This window comes from Acidovorax benzenivorans, from assembly GCF_028680575.1.
Classification (GTDB): Bacteria; Pseudomonadota; Gammaproteobacteria; order Burkholderiales; family Burkholderiaceae_C; genus Acidovorax; species Acidovorax benzenivorans.
Genome location: NZ_JAPCKI010000006.1, coordinates 76,472 through 99,100, shown reverse-complemented (window position 1 = coordinate 99,100; position 22,629 = coordinate 76,472). Strand labels below are relative to the sequence as shown.

The window sequence follows — 22,629 nt, the reverse complement described above, 5'->3', positions numbered from 1 at the left end:
GGCGCGAAAACATGCGTTTGTGGGATACGCCTTGCGCTTTCGGGATGCAGGAGCGCGGGCTGCTTTTCTATTCTTGTGCATGCCCCGGGTGCTGCGCAAGAGCGTTAGCACCGGGTGCATGGGGGCGGATGTGACGGCGTGTTACCGCTGCTGCACTGCAACAGTCATTGCAAAAAGCCACAGGAGTCAGCATGGTCCAGGGATTCGAAGGCATGCGCGGCAAGAGCGCGATCGTGACCGGGGGCGCCACTCTCATCGGTGCCGGGGTGGTGCGTGCATTGCACCAGGTTGGGGTGAAGGTGATGGTGGCCGACATCAACGCCGAGGCCGGGCAGGCGTTGGCGGACGAGTTGGGTGATGGGGTGCTGTTCAGCCGCACCGATATCACCGATGACGCCGAGGTGGCCGCCTGCGTGGCGCTGGCCGCAGCGCGCCATGGCGGGGTGAACTACTTGGTGAACCTGGCATGTTCTTATCTGGACGACGGCATCGCCTCGCCGCGCGCGGACTGGCTGGCCTCGCTCAACGTCAACCTGGTCAGCGCGGTGATGGTGCTCAAGGCCGTGCGCCCGCATTTCCAGCAGGCCGGGGGCGGGGCGGTGGTCAACTTCACCAGCATCTCTTCGGGCGTAGCGCAGACCGGGCGCTGGCTCTACCCGGTGGGCAAGGCGGCCATGGTGCAGCTCACGCGCAGCATGGCCATGGACCTGGCGGGTGAGGGTGTGCGTGTGAACAGCGTCTCACCCGGCTGGACCTGGTCCGCCATCATGGACCAGCTCACCGGGGGCGACCGTGCCAAGACCGACCGCGTGGCCGCGCCCTTCCACCTGCTGCGCCGCGTGGGCGACCCGGCCGAGGTCGCCAATGTGGTGCTCTTCCTGTGCTCGGACATGGCCAGCTTCGTGACCGGCGCCGACTACGCGTGCGACGGCGGCTACTCGGCGATGGGGCCTGAATCCCATGAGCCTGCCATTCCCAAACTGATGGCGTGAAGGAGCAGTCATGACCATCAGATCCGTAGGCATCATCGGTGCCGGCTTTGCCGGCCTTTCCACCGCCAAGGTGCTGCGCGCCTTTGGCTTTGAGGTGACGGTGTTCGAGAAGGAGCCTGACGTGGGCGGCGTGTGGGCCGCCTCGCGCCGCTACCCAGGCCTGACCACGCAGAACCCGCGCACCACCTATGCGCTGTCGGACTTTCCGATGCCGGCTGACTACCCCGAGTGGCCCTCGGGCCAGCAGGTGCAGGCCTACCTGCAGTCGTATGCCGAGCACTTCGGACTGGTGCCGTCCCTGCGCATGTCCACCACGGTGGAGAGCGCGGTGCTCGATGAAGAGGCCGGTGTGTGGACCGTGAAGGCGCGCCGCGCAGCGACGGGGCAGGGCGGCGCCTTGACGGCCGAGGTGTATCGCTTTGATTACCTGGTGGTGTGCAACGGCATCTTCAGCGAGCCTGCGGTGCCGCAGTACCCGGGGGTGGATGCCTTCGTGGCCGCAGGTGGGCGTGTGTGCCATACCAGCCAGTTCAACGATGCGAACGAGGCGCGCGGCAAGCATGTGCTGGTGGTGGGCTACGGCAAGTCGTCGTGCGACGTGGCCAATGCCATTGCGGCCGACAGTGCCAGCACCACGGTACTCGCGCGCCATCTGATCTGGAAGATCCCCAAGAAGTTCATGAACGTGCTGAACTTCAAGTTCCTGCTGCTCACGCGCATGGGCGAGGCGCTGTTCAAGTACATCGAGCCCAAGGGTTTCGAGAAATTCCTGCACGGGCCGGGCCTTCCGGTGCGCAACTCCATGCTGGGCAGCGTGGAATCGGTGGTCACGCGCCAACTCAAGCTGCGCGAGATCGGCCTGCACCCGGGCACGCCGCTCGAAACCATCGCCCGCAGCACCGTGAGCCTGGTGACCGACGGCTTCTACGAGAAGGTGGCCGCTGGCGAATTGGGCGTGCGAAAAGGCGTGAGCATCCAGACCCTGAAGCCCGGACAGGCCGTGCTGAGCAACGGTGAAACGGTGCCTGCCGACATCGTGGTCTGCGGCACGGGCTGGCACCAGCAGGTGCCGTTCTTCGATGGTAGCGTGCTGCAGCGTGTGACCGATGCGCGCGGCAACTTCCGGCTGTACCGGTCCATCCTGCCCGTGGGCATGCCGCGCCTGGCGTTCAACGGCTACAACTCCTCGTTCTTCAGCCAGCTCAACTGCGAGATCGGCGCGTTGTGGCTGGCCAACCACTTGCGTGGTGGGCTGCAACTGCCGACACAAGACGCGATGAATGCCCAGATTGATCGGCGCCTGGCGTGGATGGAGGAGCGCACGGATGGCAAGCACTCCAAAGGCACCAACATCATCCCGTTCTCGGTGCACAACATCGACGAACTACTGCAGGACATGGGGCTGCCGCTCGGCGTGCTCACCCGCTTCAAGCAATGGCTGGGGCCGGTGAATCCGGCGGACTATGCGGTGGTCACCCGGCAACTGCTGGCGCGGCATGCGAATGCCTCCGTCGCTGTTGCAGCGCCCCAAGCTACCTCGGGGGCTGCGGCTTCCTGAACCCTTCACGAAACCACTATCACCATCTAGAAGGACTCCAAACATGCCAGGACAATGGATCACCCTCGAAGCCACAGACGGCAGCGGCAGCTTTCGCGCTTACCTCGCCACCCCGGCCATTGGCGGTGGACCGGGGCTGGTGCTTGCGCAGGAAATCTTTGGGGTGAACGGCACCATGCGTGACGTCGCCGACTACTATGCAGAGGAGGGATACGTGGTGCTGGTACCCGATCTTTTCTGGCGCCAGGAGCCCGCTGTAGAACTCGATGCAACCAAGGATATGCCGCGCGCATTTGCGCTCTACCAGGGCTTTGACGAAGCCACGGGCGTGCAGGACCTGCAGACAGCCATCACATCTTTACGAGCGAGGCCAGAGGTCCAGGCGCATGGCGGCAAGGTGGGGGTGTTGGGCTTCTGTCTCGGTGGCAAGCTGGCCTACCTCTCGGCCTGCCGCACCGATGCTGACGTGGCCGTAGGCTACTACGGCGTGGGCATAGAAGCTGCGCTGGCCGAAGCCGCTGATATCCAGTGCCGCCTGGTGCTGCACATCGCTGAGCTTGACGGCTTTTGCCCGCCGCCCGCGCGCGAGGCCATCGTGCAGGCCCTTTCTGGCCGCGAGAATGTGGAGCTGTACATCTACCCCGGCACCGACCATGCGTTTGCACGCGTGGGTGGCGACCACTTCCACAAGCCGTCGGCCCTGATGGCACACCAGCGCAGCGTGGCTGCCTTGCGACGCGCAATGGGGCCACACTACGATCTCTCGGCCCTGTGGGACAAACATTGCGAATACGAGTTCTCCACGCGCGATGTGGACGCCACCATGTCCACCATGGTGGCGGAGCCCTATGTGAACCACATCCCCACCATGACGGGCGGTGTGGGCTACCGGCATTTGCACGACTTCTACACCCGGCACTTCGTCAACAGCAACCCACCTGATACCAGCCTGACCCCTATCTCGCGCACGGTGGGGGCTACGCAGGTGGTGGATGAAATGCTGTTTTGCTTCACCCACACCACGGAGATCCCGTGGATGCTGCCCGGCGTCGCGCCCACGGGCCGGAGGGTGGAAATACCGCTGCTGGCGGTGGTCAAGTTTCGTGGCGACAAGCTCTACCACGAGCATATCTACTGGGACCAGGCCAGTGTGCTTGTGCAGGTGGGGTTGCTGGATCCCAACGGCCTGCCCGTGGCAGGGGTGGAGACAGCGCGCAAATTGCTGGATGAAACGCTGCCGTCGAACGGGCTGATGGAACGGTGAATAGACACCGCAGGGTTTGCCGCATGTTGTGTGCGGCAAACCCAGTGATACGGGCGTGCAAGCCCAAGCCTGCAGACTTTGCTGGCAGCCCGTAAACTGCGCGGCTTGCCAACGGAGTCCGCATGAACAACATCCAACTCGGTCAGAGCGACCTGCACGTCACCCCCATCTGCCTGGGCACCATGACCTTTGGTGAGCAGGTCAACGAATCTGATTCCCACGACATCCTCAGCCGCTCGCTGGCAAGGGGTGTGAACTTCATCGACACGGCCGAGATGTATTCGGTGCCCGCCAAGGCCGAGACCTTTGGCGCGACCGAAACCATCATTGGTAACTGGTTTGCCAAGAACCCCGGTGCGCGCCAGAAGTTGGTGGTGGCGACCAAGGTGGCCGGCCCATCGCGCGGCATGCCCTGGGTGCGCGAGGGCAAGGGCATGACCCCGGCCGACATCGTGGCGTCGTGCGAGGCCAGTCTGCGCCGCCTGCAGACCGATGTGATCGACCTCTACCAGATCCACTGGCCCGAGCGCCACGTGCCCGCCTTTGGCAACCTGTACTACGACCCTTCCAAAGAAACATCCACCACGCCCATCCGCGAGCAGCTCGAAGCGCTGGCAGGACTGGTGAAGGCGGGCAAGGTGCGTTACATCGGCCTGTCGAACGAAACTCCGTATGGCGTGCACGAATTCGTGCGCCTGGCCGAGCAGCACGGCCTGCCGCGCGTGGCCACGGTGCAAAACCCGTACTGCCTGATCAACCGCACCTGGGAAAACGGCCTGGATGAAACCTGCCACCGCCTGAATGTGTCGCTGCTGGCCTACTCGCCGCTGGGCTTTGGCCTGTTGACTGGCAAGTACGACGAAAGCGGTATTACCGGACCGACCGCCCCCAAGGGTGCGCGCATTGCATCGTATGAATCCGTGCGCAAGCAGCGCTGGGGCCGCCCTGAGGCGCTCACGGCTTCGCGCCGCTACAACGCACTGGCGCGTGCCAACGGCATGACCCCCACGCAGATGGCGCTGGCGTTCTGCTACACCAAGTGGCAAGTGGCCAGCACCATCATCGGCGTGACGTCGGTGGCCCAGCTGGAGGAAGACCTGAACGCCTGGGGCACGACGCTGTCGCCCGAGGTGCTGAAGGCCATCGATGCGATTCGCTGGGAGCTGCGCGACCCGGCGCTGTGACCGGGGCAGGGCGTGGCCCTGCGAATCGGCAAGAGCGAAAAACAAAGGGGCCATGCGGGCCCCTTTGTTTTTTCTGCGAGTCTGTGCGCGCTGCGGTCAGGCAGTGGCCTCCTGGCGGGTGGTGCGCCCTTCGGTCCATGGGGTCCCCTGGGCCTCACCCAGATCCCAGAACAGCCCAGCCATCACCGCCAGACCTTCTCGTGCCACGGACGCCAGCAAATGTTCGTTGGGCGCATGCTGGGCGCAGGCGGGGTAGGAGTGCGGCACCCACAGCGTGGGCAGGCCCAACTGGTCGGCAAAGATGTCGTTGGGCAGTGAGCCAGCCAGGTTAGGCAGCAGCGTGGCGGGCTGGCCTGCGCTGGCCTGCAGCGAGGCCATCGTCCAGTCCACCCAGGGGTTGTGCAGGTCCAGCCGCGTGGCTCCGCAGTGCATGCCCATGGTGATCTCGACCTGGCTGAAGCCATGTGCGTCCAAGTGCTCGCGCAGCGTGGCTTGTACGTTCTGCCAATCGGTGCCCACCACAAAGCGCAGTTGGCAATGCGCCACCGCCTGCGATGGGATGGCGTTGATGGGCCGCTGCGCGTTGCCCGCGCCCAGCGCCAGCACCTCCAGTGTGTTCCAGCCCACCAGTTGTTCTGCGGGCGTGAGCCCGGGCTCGCCCCAGCCGGGTGTGAGTGCCGGGTCATCGGCACCAACGCCGATCACCACGTCTTTGAGTGCCGTGCGCAGCTTGTCGGGCACCGCAGGCGGCAGCAGGCCTTTGACAAGGATGCGGCCCTTCGCGTCCACCAGCGTGGCCAGTGCATGGGTGAGCTGCGTGGCTGGGTTGGCCAACACGCCGCCCCAGTTGCCGGAGTGATAGGCCTTGTCGCGGCTGCGCACGGCGAGTGAGAAGTTGATGGCTCCGCGTGAACCCAGGAAGAGGGTGGGATGGTCCGCGTTCACACGGGGGCCGTCGCTGGCCAAAAATAGGTCGGCTCTCAGCGCGCCGCTGTGCTGCTCGCAGAAGGCGGCCAGGCCGGGGGAGCCCGCCTCTTCGCCCATCTCCATGAGCAGCGTCACGTTGTAGCCCAGGCGGCCGCCCCGGGTCTCGATGGAGTGGGCGAGTGCGGCCAGGCTCACGGTGTGCTGGCCCTTGTTGTCGGCCGTGCCCCGGCCATACCAGCGCTCGCCTTCGATGGTCAGCTCCCAGGGCGAGAGGCCTTCGCGCCACTGGCTGTCCTGCCCGTTGACCACGTCGCCATGTCCGTAGGTGAGCACGGTGGGCAGGGCCGGGTCTTCCACCCGGCGGGCCAACAGAAAGGGGCCGCCCTGTGGCAAAGGGTTGTCGAGCACTTGGCACTCGAAACCCAGGGGTGTGAGCCAGGGCACCATTTCGTCGGTGAGGTAGGTGTGCAGCTCGGGCGGCACCTTGCCGGTGTCGCTTTCAGTGCGCCAGGCCACGCGGCGGCGCAGGTCGGTGGCAAATCGGCCGTCGTCGAAGTAGCGCTGGACGTTGTCGATCAGTTGTTGTCGGTTCATGGTGCGGGTCCTTGGCGGTGTCAGTGGTGCGCTCACTCCACCACGATTTTGGCGCGGTGGGCCAGAGCGCGGTAGCGGCCGACCTCGTCGTCGATCACTGCGCGCGTGGCCACTGGCCCCAGGTGCACGGGCTCCATGCCCTGGGCGCGCATTTGCTCCTGCATGCCACTGTCGCGGGTGACGGCTTCCACTTCGGCCACCAGCTTCCTGATGACGGGCTGGGGTGTTTTGGCGGGTGCGGCGATGGCATACCAAGCGTCGAATACTGCGTCGGGCAGTTTGAGTTCTGCCACGGTGGGCACTCCGGGCAGCATGCTGGAGCGGGACTTGCCTGCGATGGCCAGTGCGCGCAGCTTGCCAGCCTTCACTTGCGGTGCGGCGGCAGCGACGGTGTCGATGCCCAGCTGGATTTCACCGCCGATGAGAGCCATCAGCGACTGGCTGCTGCCCCGGTAGGGCACGTCCTGCAACTGGATGCTGGCGGCCTGTTCCAGCAGCGCGCCCGCCAGATGCGGGCCAGAGCCCGATCCGAAGGTGGCGTAGTGGATGCCCTTGGGTGCCGCCTTAGCAGCAGCAATCAGCGCGTTCAGGTCCTTGTAGGGTGCATTGGCGCTGACCACCAGCACCAGCGGTGCTCTGGCAACGGTGGCCACGGGCACAAGGTCTGTGGCAGGGTTGTAGGGCAGCTTGCTGCGCAAGGCAGGGTTGACCGTGTAGCTGGTGGAGCCCGAAACCAGCAGTGTGTAGCCATCGGGCTCGGCGCGCACAACGGCTTCGGTGCCGATGATGGTGGATGCGCCTGGTTTGTTGTCGATCACCACCGGTGTGCCCAGGCGGCTGGCCAGTTTTTGCCCAAGCGCACGGGCCACCGCGTCAGTGCCCCCGCCAGGCGGGAAGGGGACCACCATGCGTATGGGGCGCTGAGGCCAGGCGTCGGAAGGCGGGGTGGCCTGGGCAAACGAAAGGCTGCTGGCGCTGGCGAGGACGGCCAGGGCGGCGGACAACAACGAGGCTCGAACAAGGCGTTTCATGCGGACTCCGGTGGTAAGGCCCCGGTAGCGAGCGGCGTGACAGCAATGGCTGCGCAGCGCACGCGCAAGGGCATGGGTGAATTGGAGCCTCAAGCCATGCAAGATGGATGCTGGTTTACCATTGCTTGGAATAGAGATTTGGCAACTGACCATTGCCTTTTTGTGATTAAAAAAGCCATGGCCATTTCATTGCTTAGCCTGCCCTTGCGCCACTTCTTGGAGGTAGCGCGCACCGGTTCTGTCAACCAGGCCGCGCAGCGCCTGCATGTGGCTGCTTCGGCCGTGAGCCGCCAGTTGGGCAAGCTGGAGGACAGCCTGGGCGTGGTGCTGTTCGAGCGCCAGGCCCGGGGCATGACCCTCACCGAGGCGGGCACCCGCCTGCTGGCCCACGCCAGTGCACACGATGCGCAGGCGCTGGAGCTGGTCGAGCAGTTGCAGAACCTGTCGGCTCAAGGCGCCTTGCGGGTACGGCTGGCCTGTACCGAAGGGTTTGCGGCCGCTTTCATGCCGCTGGTCATGGCGAGGTTTCGGCAGGCGCACCCGCAGGTGCAACTGCAGTTGCAGGTGGCGGTACCGCAGGAGGTGTCGGCCCTGGTGCTGCGGGGCGAGGTCGATCTGGCGCTCAAATACAGCATGGCGCCCGAGAAGGGCCTGCAGGTGCTGCATTCGGCCATTGCACCCATCTACGCCATCATGCCTGCGCAGCACCCGCTGGCCCGCCAGCGCAGCGTGAGCGTGGCCGATGTGGTGCGCTACCCGCTGTTGCTGGGCGCGGGCAACACCACAGGGCGCCAGTTGTTCGACCTGAGCTGCGCGGTGCAGGGTCTGCGGTATGTGCCGGCGGTGGAGAGCAATTTTTCGTCGGCACTGCTGCCACTGCTGAGCGGGCAGGATGTGGTGCTGGCCAGCTACCTCACGGCGGCGCGCTGGGTGGAGGCGGGCCTGCTGGCGGCCCGGCCATTTGACGAAGCCCAGTTGCAGCAGCGGCGCCTGCAGGTACTGGCGGCCGAGGGGCGGGTGCCGTCGGCCCTGGTGCAGCAGTTCACGCAAGCGCTGGTGGTGGCCATTGAGGAGTACGGCAAGCGCAAGGTGGGGCGGCGCCGCAAGGCCGCCGCAGCGCCTGCCCCGGTGTTCTGACACATCGCCGCGGATTTCAGCACGCTCACATTTGGATACGGATACCATCGGTGCCCTATCCGCACCACACCATGGCCAAGAAAGAACACGTTTCCGAGACGCAAGCCACCCAGTTGCTCAAAGCGAACAAGGTGGCGTTCACCGAACACCCCTACGAGTACCTGGAGCATGGCGGCGCGATGCACAGCGCCGAGGTGCTGGGACTGGACCCGTTCACCGTGGTCAAGACGCTCGTCATGCAGGACCAAGACGCCAAGCCGCTTCTGGTGCTGATGCACGGCAACCGCAAGGTCTCCACCAAGAACCTAGCGCGCCAGATTGGTGCCAAATCGGTCGAGCCCTGCGCACCCGAGGTGGCCAACCGACACAGCGGCTACCTGGTGGGGGGCACGTCTCCGTTTGGCACCCGGCGCACCATGCCGGTCTATATCGAAGAAACCATCCTGGCGTTGTCCCGCATTGCCATCAATGGCGGGCGCCGGGGCTTTCTGGTGCAGATCGACCCGCAGGTGTGTGTGCAACTGCTGGGTGCCAAGCCGGTGCAGTGCGCGCTGGCAGAATAGGCCGCCGTCCAACGCCAGGTTGCCTGCCTGAAGCCCATCCCACCGATCACTGAGGAATTGCTTTGACCGCCGTTTACCCCCTTCTTGCCACCGTGGCCGCCTACTTGCTGGGCTCGCTGTCGTTTGCCGTCATCGTGACGCGCGTCATGGGCCTCTCCGACCCGCGCACCTACGGCAGCAAGAACCCGGGCGCCACCAATGTGCTGCGCTCGGGCAGCAAGGCTGCGGCCATCGTGACGCTGCTGCTCGATGCGATGAAGGGCTGGCTGCCCGTGGCGCTGGTGATGTGGTTTGGCCACCCTTATGGGCTGGAAGATGGCACCGTGGCTCTGGTGGGGCTCGCCGCGTTCCTGGGGCACTTGTGGCCGGTGTTCTTCCGGTTTGAAGGAGGCAAAGGCGTGGCGACGGCGCTGGGGGTGCTGGTGGGCATTAGCGGCTGGTTGGGCCTGGCCACGGCGGCCACCTGGCTCATCATTGCGTTCTTCTTTCGCTACTCCTCGCTCGCCTCGCTGGTTGCCGCCGCGTTTGCTCCGGTGTACTACCTGCTGGTGGATGGCGTGGTCTGGTATGCAGAGGGCACCATTGCAGCGTCTATCGTGGCGATGGCGCTGTTGCTGGCCTGGCGGCACCGCGAGAACATTCAGCGCCTGATGGCCGGCAAGGAATCACGTCTGGGCAGCAAAAAGGCCAAGCCCGCGGCCGACGAGGCCAAAGCCAAACACTGATCGAGAAAATAGCCTCAGGCGCTGAGGTGCGAGCGCGAGCGTCAGAGTACGCCGGGCGCAGTTACCAGTCCGCGCAGCCCTGCGCTGTGCTGCGCGGCGTACAGCCCCAACCGCACCATGGTGCGGTGGTTGAGTTCCAGGCTCACCGCAGACCGGGCCAGGGCAGACTGGATGCGGGGCTTGCCGCTCGCGGTCTGGTACAGGCTGGGCTGGCTGCGGTGGTTGCCGGTGTTGTCGAGCAGGCTGGCCACCAGCGGGTGGTTGGCCTTGTCGCTGCGGCGCAGCACGATGGCGGTCTCGCCGTTGTCCAGCTTCACAAACGTGCCCGGGGGGCACAGGCCGATCGACCGCACCAGGGTGTAGCTGACCTCGTCGCGTTGGTCCACCTCTTGCCCCACGATGGCGCGCACCGAATCGGTGGCGCTGCGCCCGGCGCGGGATTTACGCGGGCTGATCATGGCGGCATACCGGTCAATGGTGCCGAGGATGCGGGTGAGCCGGTCTATCGGCTCCTGGTGGGCCAAAGGCACGCGTTCGGCAATGCTGGCATGGTGTTGCCCCACCACGTCCAGCCAGAGCGGATCGTTGATGAACAGGCGTTCCAGCAGCAGCATGCTGTCTTCGGGGTGGCTCTTGATGGCCTCCTGCTGCTCGGCCGTGGGGCGCTCGCGCTGCACGGCCAGTTCGTCCTGCAGGGCCGTCATGCCGATGTTCATGGTGAGCGCGGCCCGCACCAGGCTGTCGCGCTCGCGCTGCGGCAGCTTGAGCTCCAGCGCCATGATGTGGCACAGCGTGCCACACACCAGCGCGTGCGATGCGCTGTAACCCACGGTCGATGTGGACGCGTGCTGGAACATCAGGTACAGCGCCGCGTCGATGTCGTGCGCCACCAGGTCTTGCAGCCAGGCATCAAACTGCCTGACCTTGCCCGGAAAGTCCTGCACCTGCAGTGGCCGGCTCAGCAGCACCGACAGGGCCGACTCCAGGTCGGACCAGAGGCTGAGCAGGTCTTCGTACTCCCCTTCGGAGTGCGCGTGGGTGGAGGAGGGATGTGCAGACATTGCGGGTGTACAGGCGTCAGTGGCGCTTTTCCAGCACCATCTGGTCGTTGGTGCGGGTCATCTGGAACTCGTTCAGGAAGCTGTTGCCCAGCAGCACATAGGGCATGGGCTGCGAGGTGATGATGGCCTCCACGCCAAAGACCTCAACGTCGCCAATGCGGATGGAGTCGAGCTTCATGTGCCAGCCCTGGGCGACGCCATTGGCGGTGTTCACGCGCACCGGCTGGCCGCTTTGGTAGTTGAGGCCCATGCGCTCCGCATCCGGCCGCCCGATGGCGACAGTCGAGGCCCCGGTGTCTACCATGTACTGCATCACCTGCCCGTTGATGGTGCCGCTGTTCACAAAGTGACCTCGGCCATCTGCCACCAGCAGAATGCGCTTGCCGCTGCCGCTGCGTCCTCCCACGCTCACGGGCGCCTCGCCCAGCCGCAGCGTGCGCCGCGCGCCCTGGATTTCGACGGTGGCCTCGTCCTTGGCGACGGCGATGACTTTCACCCCCTGGAACTCATCTCCCGCGCCCACCGCCTTGGGCGGGCTGGCATTCACCACGATCAGCGCCTTGCTGCCCAGTACACCCGCCAGCGCCACAGCCTGCGCATGCGCCCAGGTGGGGCCCAGTAGCAACCCGATGCACAGGGCGAGGAGGCGCTGATACCGGCGCAGCCCCGGTGAGAGCCGCTGCGCAAGGGCCGCCCCGCCGCGCTGGCGGCGTCCCCCTGCCCGCAGCGCTCCGCGCTGCGAGAGCGGGGGGAAGGCCCGCAGGGCCTCAGGGGGGAGTTGCTTCATATCAGTCGCGGAAGTTGTCGAACGACAGCGGTACGTCCGTCACATCCTTGCGGATCAGGGCCATGGCGGCCTGCAGGTCGTCGCGCTTGGCACCGGTCACGCGCACCTTGTCTTCCTGGATGGCGCCTTGAACCTTGAGCTTGCTCTCCTTGAGCAGCTTCTGGATTTTTTTGGCCAACTCGCTCTCGATGCCGTTGCGCACCTTGATGACCTGCTTGACCTTGTCGCCGCCCACTTTCTGCACATCGCCCATGTCCAGAAAACGCACGTCCACATTGCGTTTGGTGAGCTTGTTGCGCAGCACGTCTTCGATCTGGGTGAGCTGAAAGTCTGCGTCGCCGATCAGCGTGATGTCTTTGTCCTTGATCTCGATGCTGGCGGAGGTGCCCTTGAAGTCGAAACGGGTGGCGATTTCTTTGGCGGTGTTCTCGACCGCGTTTTTCACTTCGACCAGGTTGGCTTCGCAGACGGTGTCAAAAGATGGCATGGTGGGTCTCTATCTCGGGGAAACAGGTGCAGATATTGGGGCGGATCGCAGGGGGCCAAAAGGCCGGGTGCGACAATCGGACCAATGGTAGTCGAGAAAAACGCCCCTTTACAGCCCTGCAACACCTTCGGCATTGCCGCGCGCGCCCAAACCCTGGTACGTGTGCGTTCGGTGGACGACCTGCTGGCTGTGCTGGCGGACCCCCAACTCGCGCCCGCACCGAAATTTGTGCTGGGTGGTGGCAGCAATATCATCTTGACCGGTGACGTGAAGTCCGTTGTGCTCAAGATGGAAATCAAGGGCCTGCGCCTGGTGGAGGAAACCCCCAAGGCCTGGATCGTGGAGGCGGGCGCTGGCGAGGTTTGGCACGATGCAGTGGCCTGGACACTGGCGCACGGCTATCCGGGGTTGGAGAACCTGGCCTTGATCCCGGGCACCGTGGGTGCATCGCCCGTTCAGAACATTGGCGCGTATGGTGTGGAGTTGCAGGACCGTTTTGAGTCGCTCGACGCCATCGATCTGGCCACGGGCCAGTCATTCAGCCTGGATGCCGCGCAATGCGGCTTTGGCTACCGCGATTCCGTTTTCAAGCACGCGCCCTCTGAAGCGCAGGACGGCAGCGGGCTGCCGCGCGGCATGGGGCTGGCAGGCCGGGCGGTGATCACCCATGTGCGCTTTCGGCTGCCCAAGCCCTGGAAGCCGGTGCTGGGCTATCTGGACCTGGAGCGCCGTCGCACTGAAGCGGGCGTGGAGCACCCTAGTGCCGTGCAGATTTTTGACTGGATCTGCGACATCCGCCGCGCAAAACTGCCCGACCCCGCCGTGGTGGGCAATGCGGGCAGCTTCTTCAAGAACCCCACCGTGTCGCCGGACCAGTGCGCCGACATCATCGCCCGCGAGCCCAAGATCGTGCATTACCCCATGCCTGACGGCAGCATCAAGCTGGCGGCGGGCTGGTTGATTGACGCCTGCGGCTGGAAGGGTAAATCCATCGGCAAGGCCGGGGTGTACGAAAAGCAGGCCCTGGTGTTGGTCAATCGGGGGCAGGGGGCTGACAGCGTGACGGGGGGCGAGGTGATGACCCTGGCTAAGGCCATCCAGACCAGTGTGTACGAGCGCTTTGGCATTCGGCTGGAGCCCGAGCCGGTGGTGGTCTGAACGGCAGGCCCTTTGCCCGTTCAGCACTGTGTGTTGGGCAACACCTGTGAAGGCGGGCCTGCGACTGCTCCAGCGTTCAGGGCCTAGTGCCCAGCGGCTTCGACGCTGTGCCGTTCTAGCGGCGCCTCGACATCGGTCAGCCCTATGCGCAGGCACAGTGCGTGGGCCATGCCCCAGGCGTCCAGCAACTCGGCTCGGACCGTGAGTGCTTCTGCGGGTTCGACCCCATTCTTCTCCAGGTGCAAGGCCAGCGCTGCCAGCTTGTGAAAACCCAGATTGGCCGCTGCGCCCTTGAATGAGTGGGCGGCGTCACGCAGGCTATGCTCTGGCGCCTGATCCGCCTGCTGCAAGGCCTGCAGCAAGGCATCGAATGCGCCTGACTCATCGGTGAAATAGCTGCGCAGCAGCGAGCGGTAGCCTTGGGCCGACACGCCAATGCACACATCCCCCACCATCGCCATGTCGAGGTGGGCCGCCAAATCGCCGGGCCTGAAGCGTTTTCGCGGGCGCGGCAATGCGCTGGCTGCGGAGGTGGCTGAGGTGGTGGTTGGCGGTGTTTTCGCAGCAGCAACTTCCGGCTCTGCGACATGTTCCATCTGCTCGGTGGCGTGCTGCGCGTCGGTGGTCGGCAGCGCGGGCGCGCCGCGCAGGCCAAAGAACCCGGTCAACGTGGCCTGGAGTGTTGCGGCATCTACCGGTTTGCTGACGAATCCGTTCATGCCGCACTCGGCAGCCTTGTCTCGCGTCTGCGCAAACACGTCTGCCGTCAAGGCCACGATGGGCAATTGCTCGGGGCCTACCTGTACACGGATCCTGCGCGTGGCATCGAAGCCGTCCAGGATGGGCATGTGCAGATCCATCAACACCAGGTCTGGGCGCTGGTTTTGCACGGCGGCGCAGGCTTGCACGCCGTCTTCGGCAAACACCACTGTGTGGCCCATGTCCTCCAGCAGCGCTCCCATGTATTTGCGGTTCACAAGGTGGTCGTCTACCACCAGCACGGTCAGGCCCTGCATGTCAGCCGGGCGCGTGGCGGCTGGCTGGTCCGTGGTCTGCTCTGGCATGGTGTCTGGCGCTGTGGTGATAGGCAGGGGCAGTACCACGGTGAACGTGCTGCCTTTGCCGGGCGTGCTGGCCACGGAGATATCCCCCCCCATACGCCTCGCCAGGTTGCGCGATATTTCCAGCCCCAAGCCCGTGCCCCCAAACCGGCGAGACGTGCTGTCGTCCCCCTGGGTGAAGCGCCTGAACAGTTTGGACAGGGTTGCGGCGTCCATGCCGATGCCCTCATCGCTGACCTCCAGTCGCAGGGGGTAGGTGACAGTCGCCTCGACCGCCAACGCTGATTCGGGGGGCTCTGCCAAGGCATCGGTTGGGGCTGACGGGAGCGTTACTTCACCGCGCGAAAGACGCAGCGTTACCGTGCCGCTTTCGCTGAATTTGATGGCGTTGGTGATCAGGTTCAGAACGATCTGCTTGAGTCGGGTGTTGTCGGCGCACACCCATTGCGGCACGTCGGCATCGCGATGGATGCGGAAACTCAGCCCCTTCTGCCGGGCCAGGGGCTGCATCAGGTGCTCGACGCTGACGCCCAGGGCGTACAGATCCGTGGCATGCGGATGGATCGCCATCTTGCCCGTCTCCATGGCGGACACGTCCAGGATGTCGTTCAGCAGCGAGAGCAAATGGTCGGCCGAGCCACGCGCGGTACCTACATATTCCTTCTGCCTTGGTGTGAGCGCGGTCCGCTCCAGCAGGCCCAACATGCCCAGCACGCCGTTGAAGGGGGTGCGCAGTTCGTGGCTCATGTTGGCCAGGAACTGGCTTTTGCCCCTGTTGGCAGCCTCGGCCGCCAGGTTGGCCTCCTGCAGGTTGAGCGTGAGCTGTCGCAGGGCGTGCCGCTCTTGCTCCATCCGGTGATGGCGCCAGGCCAACGAGGCAGCGGCGGTTAGCAGCAGTACGAGCTGCGCCAGGATAAGCGCCATGACCTGCCGACTCTGGTCGAGCATGGTCAACTCTTGCTGCTCCAACAATACCGCCGTTTGGCGGGTGGCCACCATGGTCAGCTCCTGCACGTTGGGACCGATGGCGTTGAAGGTGGGCAGCAAATTGGCCAGTTGAGCGCGCGTGGGTTCGTTGGGAGGCAGTAGGGCGGCATCCACATCGCCCATCAGCGCGGCAAGCTGCGGCATGGTGCTTTTGTATTCCGCGCGCTCCTGCAGGTCGATGGTGCTGGGGGTGTCCTGCATCAGCTGCAGGCGGCTCGCGAAAATGTCGCTTCGCAGTCTGAGTGTTTCCAGGTCGATCGATGCGTGGCTCTGGGCATTGACATCAACGGCCTGCCGCAGGCGAAGAAACTCCCGCTCCAGTTGGAACGACAGAGCGATGAGGGAGTCACTGCGCAGGTCGGCGCTCTTGCGGATGGCTTGTTGCTGCGTGAACTGCAGCACCAGCAGCACGGCCATGGCGGCCGCCATGATGACGGTGCCCAGGGCCAGCCATAGCAGGTAGCGCCGACTGTCGCGGTGAGTGGGCATCGTGAGGCTCAGTCGACCTTCAGGGATTTGAGCTGCCAGGCAGAGCGGCCATAGTATTTGGTCGCCTTCAGCTCAGGCGTGGTGTCGAACGGATAGATGATGAACAGCGGCCCCTTGGTGCGCACCGAGATGGGTTGGTCGTTGATGCGGTGGGCCACGATCACGTCGAACTGCTGCGCGTCGTCCATGGGAATGGTGGTCTTGTAGTCGTTGAGTGCCATGGCCTCCAGCGTGACGCCGTTGGCTTTGGCCATAGCCAGCACGTCGCGCAGTAGCGGGCCGGTGAATTTTGTGGGCTCCTTGTACCAGGGCGTGCTCGTCGTAAAGCTCCGCTGGGGAAGGGCTTCCAGCATGGCAAGGTCAAACGCGGCGGCTCCGGCCTGGTTGGTGTCCCCCACCTTTCCTGAGATGGTCAGGATCACGGCCCCCGCAGGGGGCTGCAGCGCCCACGCCGGGCTCAGCAGGAACAGGGCGGCGCTCAGGGCAAGCGTGCGGTGCAAACCGGACTTCAGGCGCAGGAAAAGAGTGGGCATGAATGGCTCCGTCAACGTGGTGTATGAAGTGATAATTGTACAGTTGATATGATTTAAATGATATTTTTGGCGAGAACAAAGATGCGCAGTGTGGCCGCTGGGCCACCATGAAAAAAGCCACCGTGTTCGGTGGCTTTGCTCACTTTTATATAGCTGCTAGCGCTTATAGAGTAAGCACTAGAGCCAAATTTGACCATCAATACCCTTTTAAGGCTTACTTGCGGTCATTCTCCAACTGGGCCAGCGCGGCGTTGCCGCCCAGCGACAGCAGGCCGGCCCGCGAGTACACGCCCAGCTTGCCGCGCGTGTCCGAGATGTCCAGGTTGCGCATGGTCAACTGGCCAATGCGGTCCAGCGGGCTGAACGGCGCGTCTTCCACCTTTTCCATCGACAGGCGCTCGGGCGCGTAGGTCAGGTTGGGCGATTCGGTATTGAGCAGCGAGTAGTCGTTGCCACGGCGCAATTCCAGCGTCACGGTGCCGGTCACGGCGCGGGCCACCCAGCGCTGGGCGGTTTCGCGCAGCATGATGGCCTGTGGGTCGAACCAGCGGCCCTGGTACAGCAGGCGGCCCAGCTTCAGGCCGTTCATGCGGTACTGCTCGATGGTGTCTTCGTTGTGAATGCCGGTCACCAGGCGCTCGTAGGCGATGTGCAGCAGGGCCAGGCCAGGGGCTTCGTAGATGCCGCGGCTCTTGGCTTCGATGATGCGGTTTTCGATCTGGTCGCTCATGCCCAGGCCGTGGCGGCCGCCGATGCGGTTGGCTTCCAGGATCAGCTCGACCGGGTCGTTGAACTCCACACCGTTGAGGGCGACGGGCTGGCCTTCGTTGAAGGTCACGGAGACTTCCTCGGCCTTCACATCCACCTCAGGCTTCCAGAACGCCACGCCCATGATGGGGTTGACGATGCGGATGCCGCTGGACAGGAACTCCAGGTCCTTGGCCTCGTGCGTCGCGCCCAGCATGTTGCTGTCGGTGCTGTAGGCCTTCTCGGCGCTCATCTTGTAGCCAAAGCCAGCCTGGGTCATGAACGCCGACATTTCGGCGCGGCCGCCCAGTTCGTCGATGAACAGCTGGTCCAGCCAGGGCTTGTAGATCTTGAGGGATGGGTTGGTCAGCAGGCCGTAGCGGTAGAAGCGCTCGATGTCGTTGCCCTTGAAGGTCGATCCGTCGCCCCAGATGTTGACGTCGTCTTCCCTCATGGCGGCCACCAGCATGGTGCCGGTCACGGCACGGCCCAGAGGCGTGGTGTTGAAGTAGGTCAGGCCGCCGGTGCTGATGTGGAAGGCGCCAGCCTGCAGGGCTGCGATGCCCTCGTGGGCCAGCTGCATGCGGCAGTCCACCAGGCGGGCCTTCTCGGCGCCGTACTCCATTGCCTTCTTGGGGATGGCGTCGTAGTCGGGCTCGTCGGGTTGGCCCAGGTTGGCGGTGTAGGCGTAGGGCACGGCGCCCTTGAGCTTCATCCAGTGCAGTGCGGCGCTGGTGTCCAGGCCGCCGGAGAAGGCGATGCCGACCTTTTGGCCGATGGGGAGGTTCTGGAGGATGGTTGCCATGGAATGCTTTTCAAAAATGATAGCTGCTCGCGCTTATTGGATGGGCGCTAGAGGCTAAAAACAATCAAATTTCAGCCGAAACGTCTCAGCCGAAATGGCAGATGTAGTGGTAGGCCTCGGTCACGCGGATGTCGAACTTGGAGTTGCCAGGCACGCTGAATTTCTCGCCTGCCGAAGACTTCACCCACGCATCGGTGCCTGCCAGCTTGTATTCGCAAGAGCCCGCCACGCATTCCATGATCTCGGGCGCGCCAGTGTTGAACGTGAGCGTTGCGGGCAGCACCACGCCCACCGACTTCTTCGTGCCGTCTGCAAAGGTGATGCCGTGGCTCACGCACTTGCCGTCAAAGTACACATTGGCCTGGGTGGTGACGGACACGCCGTCGATTTTTTCGGTGGTCATGGATGCGCGGGTAGGAATGGAGGAAACCCGCGATTTTAGGGCAGGGTGCTGACGCCTCGGGCTGCGCGAGCCAACGAAACCTGTGCCCGCCGCTGCTTGTGCAAAGAAAAAGAGCCCCGAAGGGCTCTTTGGTCTGTGGGTGGAGCTGCTCGGCCGTCCACCTCAACGCCAGTAGGGGTTGCGGTGGTGCGGGTAATAGGGGCGTCCGCTGTCGTAGCCGTATTCAATCACCGTCACCGGGGGCGTGACATAGGTGGGTGGCGCCTGGTACACCGGCTGCACGGGGTAGGTGGAGGTCACCACACCCGGCTGGCTGTAAACACCCTGGGCCGCATAGGGGTCAGGCTGGGTCGAATAGGTCTGGCCTGCGGGCTGTACGTTCACGGGGATCCAACGGCCCGGGTCGTTCTGGGTGCGGGTGGTGTACTGGCGGCCCGCGTATTCATAGACCACGTTGTAGCCCACGGTGCGGTTTTCGTAGTACGTCTCGGTGTTGCAACGCTGCACGTTCTGGTACTGCGGCTGGCCGTTGCCCTCGATCTGGTTGCCCACTACGGCACCACCCAGCACTCCGATGGCGGTGGCTGCGGCGCGACCGCTGCCCTTGCCGATAGTGTTGCCCACAGCGCCACCGGCAATCGCGCCAATCACGGCGCCTGCGCCGGTGGTGCGGTTGCCGTTGTAGACGGTTTCATTGCCGCACACCTGCTGCGGAATGCCGACTTGCTGAATGATGGGCGTGGCGGACAGCACACGGCCCTGTTCCTGTGCGCTGGCCAGGGTGGCGATGGCGGCCAGGGCAGAAAAAATCACGATCTTTTTCATGGAGAAACTCCTTTGGGGTCGGTACATAACGCACCGGACTGCAGAAAAGTTTAGGCCTGCACGGTCAACTCGGGGCCTGGAGGGCGTAAATCTGCGTAAAGATTTGTGCGATTTTCCGCGTTCTCCAGCCTGTGTCAGCCCTTGGGCCGCATGTTCGGCCCGGTGGGCCACTGCTCGGGTACAAACCCGACCGTGACGTGCAGGCCCTTGGCGTCTTGCCATTGCACCACCGGGCGCTTGATCACGCTGGGTTGTTGCTGCATCAGCGCGCTGGCACTTGCGTCGTCCTGCACCGTCGCCTGCATTGCGGCATCCAGCTTGCGCCAGGTGGTTCCCTGGCGATTGACAAGCTTTTGCCAGCCGACAGCGTTCAACCAGCCAGGAAGCTGGTTGGCCGGAACGCCCTGTTTTTTGAAGTCATGAAACTGGATGTCCAGCCCTTGTTCTGCAAACCAGGTGCGGGATTTTTTGACGGTATCGCAATTGGGGATGCCGTAAAGGGTGATGGCGGTGTTCATGCCGCGCATCATCCTCGAAATCGCGGGGGTGAATGCTGGCTCGGCGACAATCCCAGGCTGTATGCAAACCAAACCCCACACTCTGGAAGGCTGGCTGCGCCACTGCGAGCAGCTGCACCCCCGCAACATCGACATGGGCCTGGATCGGGTCGCTGAAGTGGCCCGCCGCATGGCGCTGCGGTTCGAGTGCCCGGTGATCACGGTGGCGGGCACCAACGGAAAAGGGTCGACCTGTGCCATGCTCGAAGCGGTGGCCCTGCAGGCGGGCTATCGTACTGGCGTGTACACCTCGCCGCATTTGGTGCATTTTGAAGAGCGCTGCCGCGTGCATGGCGAAATCGTCTCGGCGGCGGACCTGGCGCCCCATTTCGATGCGGTGGAGAGCGCCAGAACGCAGAACGGCAACGAGGTGTCGCTCACGTATTTTGAGTTCACCACCCTGGCCATCCTGCGGCTGATGAGCCATGCATTGCTCGATGTGGCGATTCTCGAAGTCGGCCTGGGTGGGCGCCTGGACGCCACCAATGTGATCGATACCGACTGCGCCATCATCACCAGCATCGATATCGACCACACGGAGTTCCTGGGTGCGGACCGCGAGAGCATCGGCCGCGAAAAGGCGGGCATCATGCGCACCGGCCGTCCTGCCATCGTGAGCGATCCCATGGCTCCTCAGAGCGTGGTGGACCACGCCAGGGAGATTGGCGCAGACCTGTGGAGTTTTGGGCACGATTTCAACTTTTCGGGCGACAAGCAGCAGTGGAGCTGGGCCGGCCGGGGGCGGCGCTATGCCGGGCTGGCCTATCCGTCGTTGCGTGGCGCCAACCAGTTGGTGAACGCCTCTGGTGTGCTGGCGGCTTTCGAGGCGTTGCGTGATCGCCTCCCGGTCACTGCCCAGGCTGTTCGCAACGGCATGGCCATGGTGGAGTTGCCGGGGCGCTTTCAGATCGTGCCGGGGCAGCCGACGCTGGTGCTGGATGTGGCGCACAACCCGCACTCCGTGGCGGCGCTCACGGCCAACCTGGATGCGATGGGGTTCTTTCCCACCACCCACGCGGTGTTTGGTGCCATGGCGGACAAGGACCTGGCGCCTATGCTGGCCAAGGTAGGGCCGCTGGTGGACCGTTGGTATTTCACCGATCTGCCCACCCCGCGTGCAGAGTCGGCCGCCGTGTTGCAACAAAAGTGGAATGCGGTGCATATGGTGGCAGGTGGTCGCCGGGACGTTACCTCCAGCTTGCACGCAGACCCAATGCAGGCCTTGCAGGCTGCGGTGGCTGCGGCAGACCCCGCTGATAGAATCGTGGTCTTTGGCTCGTTCTATACGGTGGGTGGAGTGTTGATCAATGGAACACCCCGCTTGCACGCCAAACATCTGGGCGCGTGAGCGCCTCACGAGTCCTTAGTCCATGGCATTTTTCAAGTTCCGGTGGCCCGGTCAGGGTGAGCAGCAACAGGCCGAAAAGCCGTCCAAGCGCCCGCGCACACCACAGGCTGAGAGCATCGAAGTGATGCGCCGCCGCGCCCGGCATCGCTTGATTGGCGCTGCGGTGCTGGTGTTGGTGGGGGTTATCGGATTTCCCCTGCTGTTTGATACCCAGCCCAGGCCTATTCCTGTGGATATCCCCATCGAGATCCCGGACCGGAACAAAGTGGCGCCTTTGGTGGTGCCCGCGCCAGCGGCTGAAGCCACCGCAGCCAAGCCTGCCGCACCCGCCGCCCCAGAGCAGGCCCCGGCAGCCGCTGCGCAGCGGCCAACGCCTTCGCGCACTGCAGCCGCCAATGGCTTGGCCGACGGTGAAGAACTGGTGCCTAGCGCTCGCCCAGCAACAGCCAAACCTGCGCCAGCCCCAGCAGCCACACCCGCCAAACCCGAGGTAAAACACGAGGCCAAACCGCCGGTGGCCCCCGCGCCATCTCCTGCACCCGAGCCCAAGCCCACCCGTGCCGATGACTCGGCACGGGCCCGTGCCTTGCTGGAAGGCCGTAGCACCGAAGCGCCAGCGGCCGCGAGTACCGAAGAGGCGCGCTTTATCGTGCAGGTCGGCGCCTTCGCTGATGCTGAAAAAGCCCGCGAAGCCCGCACCAAGGTAGAGCGGGCGGGTCTCAAGACCTACACGCAGGTGGTGGAAACCAAGGACGGAAAACGCACTCGGGTGCGTGTGGGCCCGTTCACCAATCGGGCAGAGGCAGACAAGGCAGCGGCGCGCATCAAGGCGTTGGACCTGTCGGCTTCGGTGCTGACCCTGTAAACGTTGATCGAACTGCCGGTTGTCCATGGCTGCGCTGGATTGGGTGTTTGTGGCCGTGTTGCTGGCCTCCATGCTGATTGGTGCGTGGCGTGGGCTGGTTTTTGAAGTGCTATCGGTGCTGGGCTGGGTGGTGTCGTTTTTTGTGGCTCAGTGGTTTGCCGCCGATGCGGCGGCCTTGTTGCCCATGGGTGGTTCGGGCGAGTCGCTGCGATATGCGGCTGGCTTCGTTGTGGTGTTTGTGGCTTCGGTTTTTGCGTGTGGTTTTCTGGCCTGGCTGGCCAAGAAGCTGGTGGAAGCAGTAGGGCTGCGCCCTGCGGACCGCACCTTGGGCGCTGTTTTTGGCGTGCTGCGCGGCTTGGTTTTGTTGCTTGCGGTGGCCGTGGTGGCTGGAATCACCCCCGTGCACGAGGCACCGTGGTGGCAGGAGTCGCAGGGCGCACCAGTCTTGACCGAAGTGCTCAAGGGGTTGAAACCGGCGCTGCCGGACGAATTTGGAAGGCATCTGCCTTCGTGATATCGAAGCGGCAGTGGCCAGAAGCTG

The 22,629-nt window shown here is 64.3% G+C and carries 22 protein-coding genes; 11 read left to right on the top strand and 11 right to left on the bottom strand.

The genetic code is table 11. The features are described 5' to 3' along the window. The first annotated feature begins 191 nt into the window (after nt 1-191). The 4 genes from OIN59_RS12435 (at nt 192) to OIN59_RS12420 (ending at nt 4,998) form a co-directional block, all read left to right on the top strand. Nucleotides 192-992 (top strand): SDR family oxidoreductase, encoded by an 801-nt coding sequence (locus OIN59_RS12435; protein ID WP_274110740.1) that lies wholly within the window; start codon nt 192-194, stop codon nt 990-992. A gap of 10 nt (nt 993-1,002) precedes the next feature. After that, a complete protein-coding gene (locus OIN59_RS12430) occupies nt 1,003-2,550 on the top strand; it encodes a flavin-containing monooxygenase (protein WP_274110739.1) in 1,548 nt (515 codons plus the stop codon). A gap of 43 nt (nt 2,551-2,593) precedes the next feature. Continuing rightward, on the top strand, nt 2,594-3,814 hold the full coding sequence (locus tag OIN59_RS12425) for a dienelactone hydrolase family protein (protein ID WP_274110738.1): 1,221 nt from the start codon (nt 2,594-2,596) through the stop codon (nt 3,812-3,814). A gap of 122 nt (nt 3,815-3,936) precedes the next feature. Next, entirely contained in the window at nt 3,937-4,998 is a 1,062-nt protein-coding gene (locus OIN59_RS12420) for an aldo/keto reductase (RefSeq protein WP_274110737.1), read from the top strand. 96 nt (nt 4,999-5,094) lie between these two features. Here the strand turns inward: OIN59_RS12420 and OIN59_RS12415 are convergent, their stop codons facing one another. Together OIN59_RS12415 and OIN59_RS12410 are read right to left on the bottom strand one after the other, a co-directional pair. Further along, nucleotides 5,095-6,519, bottom strand: a complete 1,425-nt coding sequence (locus OIN59_RS12415; RefSeq protein WP_274110736.1) for a M20 family metallopeptidase — start codon at nt 6,517-6,519, stop codon at nt 5,095-5,097. A gap of 32 nt (nt 6,520-6,551) precedes the next feature. Further along, a complete protein-coding gene (locus OIN59_RS12410) occupies nt 6,552-7,550 on the bottom strand; it encodes a Bug family tripartite tricarboxylate transporter substrate binding protein (RefSeq protein ID WP_274110735.1) in 999 nt (332 codons plus the stop codon). Between the two features lie 177 nt (nt 7,551-7,727). Between OIN59_RS12410 and OIN59_RS12405 the strand changes: the two genes are divergently transcribed. The 3 genes from OIN59_RS12405 (at nt 7,728) to plsY (ending at nt 9,975) form a co-directional block, all read left to right on the top strand. Next, on the top strand, nt 7,728-8,687 hold the full coding sequence (locus OIN59_RS12405; RefSeq protein WP_274110734.1) for a LysR family transcriptional regulator: 960 nt from the start codon (nt 7,728-7,730) through the stop codon (nt 8,685-8,687). 71 nt (nt 8,688-8,758) lie between these two features. Next, nucleotides 8,759-9,250, top strand: coding sequence for an aminoacyl-tRNA deacylase (locus tag OIN59_RS12400; RefSeq protein ID WP_274110733.1), 492 nt, complete (start codon nt 8,759-8,761; stop codon nt 9,248-9,250). A 62-nt stretch (nt 9,251-9,312) separates the two neighbouring features. Continuing rightward, entirely contained in the window at nt 9,313-9,975 is a 663-nt protein-coding gene (plsY, locus tag OIN59_RS12395; protein WP_274110732.1) for a glycerol-3-phosphate 1-O-acyltransferase PlsY, read from the top strand. Nucleotides 9,976-10,016: 41 nt separating this feature from the next. Here the strand turns inward: plsY and OIN59_RS12390 are convergent, their stop codons facing one another. Genes OIN59_RS12390 through OIN59_RS12380 form a run of 3 tightly spaced genes read right to left on the bottom strand, consistent with a single transcriptional unit; the run spans nt 10,017 to nt 12,310 of the window. Next, nucleotides 10,017-11,036, bottom strand: a complete 1,020-nt coding sequence (locus tag OIN59_RS12390) for an HD-GYP domain-containing protein (protein ID WP_274110731.1) — start codon at nt 11,034-11,036, stop codon at nt 10,017-10,019. 16 nt (nt 11,037-11,052) lie between these two features. Continuing rightward, a complete protein-coding gene (locus OIN59_RS12385) occupies nt 11,053-11,823 on the bottom strand; it encodes a retropepsin-like aspartic protease family protein (protein WP_274110730.1) in 771 nt (256 codons plus the stop codon). Nucleotide 11,824: 1 nt separating this feature from the next. Next, complete coding sequence (locus OIN59_RS12380) at nt 11,825-12,310, bottom strand: YajQ family cyclic di-GMP-binding protein (protein ID WP_274110729.1); 486 nt, start codon at nt 12,308-12,310, stop codon at nt 11,825-11,827. A gap of 84 nt (nt 12,311-12,394) precedes the next feature. On the opposite strand from OIN59_RS12380, the gene murB reads away from it, so the two are divergent. Beyond that, nucleotides 12,395-13,468: a UDP-N-acetylmuramate dehydrogenase gene (gene murB, locus OIN59_RS12375; RefSeq protein ID WP_274110727.1), complete on the top strand. Its 1,074-nt coding sequence runs from the start codon at nt 12,395-12,397 to the stop codon at nt 13,466-13,468. 83 nt (nt 13,469-13,551) lie between these two features. Here murB and OIN59_RS12370 read toward each other — a convergent pair whose 3' ends face one another. From OIN59_RS12370 to OIN59_RS12345, 6 genes are all read right to left on the bottom strand, one after another. Beyond that, on the bottom strand, nt 13,552-16,005 hold the full coding sequence (locus OIN59_RS12370; protein ID WP_274110724.1) for an ATP-binding protein: 2,454 nt from the start codon (nt 16,003-16,005) through the stop codon (nt 13,552-13,554). An 8-nt stretch (nt 16,006-16,013) separates the two neighbouring features. Continuing rightward, nucleotides 16,014-16,538 (bottom strand): molybdopterin-dependent oxidoreductase, encoded by a 525-nt coding sequence (locus OIN59_RS12365; RefSeq protein WP_274110722.1) that lies wholly within the window; start codon nt 16,536-16,538, stop codon nt 16,014-16,016. Nucleotides 16,539-16,752: 214 nt separating this feature from the next. Further along, a complete protein-coding gene (gene argG / locus OIN59_RS12360; protein WP_274110720.1) occupies nt 16,753-18,090 on the bottom strand; it encodes an argininosuccinate synthase in 1,338 nt (445 codons plus the stop codon). A gap of 85 nt (nt 18,091-18,175) precedes the next feature. Further along, a complete protein-coding gene (ppnP, locus tag OIN59_RS12355) occupies nt 18,176-18,493 on the bottom strand; it encodes a pyrimidine/purine nucleoside phosphorylase (RefSeq protein WP_010465797.1) in 318 nt (105 codons plus the stop codon). Between the two features lie 162 nt (nt 18,494-18,655). Further along, complete coding sequence (locus OIN59_RS12350; protein WP_274110716.1) at nt 18,656-19,318, bottom strand: glycine zipper 2TM domain-containing protein; 663 nt, start codon at nt 19,316-19,318, stop codon at nt 18,656-18,658. Nucleotides 19,319-19,452: 134 nt separating this feature from the next. Further along, complete coding sequence (locus OIN59_RS12345; RefSeq protein ID WP_274110714.1) at nt 19,453-19,836, bottom strand: ArsC family reductase; 384 nt, start codon at nt 19,834-19,836, stop codon at nt 19,453-19,455. A 61-nt stretch (nt 19,837-19,897) separates the two neighbouring features. Here OIN59_RS12345 and folC point away from each other — a divergent pair, with 61 nt between their 5' ends. Genes folC through OIN59_RS12330 form a run of 3 tightly spaced genes read left to right on the top strand, consistent with a single transcriptional unit; the run spans nt 19,898 to nt 22,602 of the window. Beyond that, complete coding sequence (gene folC / locus OIN59_RS12340) at nt 19,898-21,223, top strand: bifunctional tetrahydrofolate synthase/dihydrofolate synthase (protein ID WP_274110712.1); 1,326 nt, start codon at nt 19,898-19,900, stop codon at nt 21,221-21,223. A gap of 22 nt (nt 21,224-21,245) precedes the next feature. After that, nucleotides 21,246-22,088, top strand: coding sequence for an SPOR domain-containing protein (locus tag OIN59_RS12335; protein WP_274110710.1), 843 nt, complete (start codon nt 21,246-21,248; stop codon nt 22,086-22,088). A 25-nt stretch (nt 22,089-22,113) separates the two neighbouring features. After that, a complete protein-coding gene (locus tag OIN59_RS12330) occupies nt 22,114-22,602 on the top strand; it encodes a CvpA family protein (RefSeq protein ID WP_274110708.1) in 489 nt (162 codons plus the stop codon). Nucleotides 22,603-22,629: the final 27 nt, after the last annotated feature.

Coding starts and splice junctions, on each gene's coding strand:
- OIN59_RS12435 (WP_274110740.1), top strand. CDS start 192: ATGGTCCAGGGATTCGAAGGCATGCGCGGCAAGAGCGCGATCGTGACC.
- OIN59_RS12430 (WP_274110739.1), top strand. CDS start 1,003: ATGACCATCAGATCCGTAGGCATCATCGGTGCCGGCTTTGCCGGCCTT.
- OIN59_RS12425 (WP_274110738.1), top strand. CDS start 2,594: ATGCCAGGACAATGGATCACCCTCGAAGCCACAGACGGCAGCGGCAGC.
- OIN59_RS12420 (WP_274110737.1), top strand. CDS start 3,937: ATGAACAACATCCAACTCGGTCAGAGCGACCTGCACGTCACCCCCATC.
- OIN59_RS12415 (WP_274110736.1), bottom strand. CDS start 6,519: ATGAACCGACAACAACTGATCGACAACGTCCAGCGCTACTTCGACGAC.
- OIN59_RS12410 (WP_274110735.1), bottom strand. CDS start 7,550: ATGAAACGCCTTGTTCGAGCCTCGTTGTTGTCCGCCGCCCTGGCCGTC.
- OIN59_RS12405 (WP_274110734.1), top strand. CDS start 7,728: ATGGCCATTTCATTGCTTAGCCTGCCCTTGCGCCACTTCTTGGAGGTA.
- OIN59_RS12400 (WP_274110733.1), top strand. CDS start 8,759: ATGGCCAAGAAAGAACACGTTTCCGAGACGCAAGCCACCCAGTTGCTC.
- OIN59_RS12390 (WP_274110731.1), bottom strand. CDS start 11,036: ATGTCTGCACATCCCTCCTCCACCCACGCGCACTCCGAAGGGGAGTAC.
- OIN59_RS12385 (WP_274110730.1), bottom strand. CDS start 11,823: ATGAAGCAACTCCCCCCTGAGGCCCTGCGGGCCTTCCCCCCGCTCTCG.
- OIN59_RS12380 (WP_274110729.1), bottom strand. CDS start 12,310: ATGCCATCTTTTGACACCGTCTGCGAAGCCAACCTGGTCGAAGTGAAA.
- murB (WP_274110727.1), top strand. CDS start 12,395: ATGGTAGTCGAGAAAAACGCCCCTTTACAGCCCTGCAACACCTTCGGC.
- OIN59_RS12370 (WP_274110724.1), bottom strand. CDS start 16,005: ATGCCCACTCACCGCGACAGTCGGCGCTACCTGCTATGGCTGGCCCTG.
- OIN59_RS12365 (WP_274110722.1), bottom strand. CDS start 16,538: ATGCCCACTCTTTTCCTGCGCCTGAAGTCCGGTTTGCACCGCACGCTT.
- argG (WP_274110720.1), bottom strand. CDS start 18,090: ATGGCAACCATCCTCCAGAACCTCCCCATCGGCCAAAAGGTCGGCATC.
- ppnP (WP_010465797.1), bottom strand. CDS start 18,493: ATGACCACCGAAAAAATCGACGGCGTGTCCGTCACCACCCAGGCCAAT.
- OIN59_RS12350 (WP_274110716.1), bottom strand. CDS start 19,318: ATGAAAAAGATCGTGATTTTTTCTGCCCTGGCCGCCATCGCCACCCTG.
- OIN59_RS12345 (WP_274110714.1), bottom strand. CDS start 19,836: ATGAACACCGCCATCACCCTTTACGGCATCCCCAATTGCGATACCGTC.
- folC (WP_274110712.1), top strand. CDS start 19,898: ATGCAAACCAAACCCCACACTCTGGAAGGCTGGCTGCGCCACTGCGAG.
- OIN59_RS12335 (WP_274110710.1), top strand. CDS start 21,246: ATGGCATTTTTCAAGTTCCGGTGGCCCGGTCAGGGTGAGCAGCAACAG.
- OIN59_RS12330 (WP_274110708.1), top strand. CDS start 22,114: ATGGCTGCGCTGGATTGGGTGTTTGTGGCCGTGTTGCTGGCCTCCATG.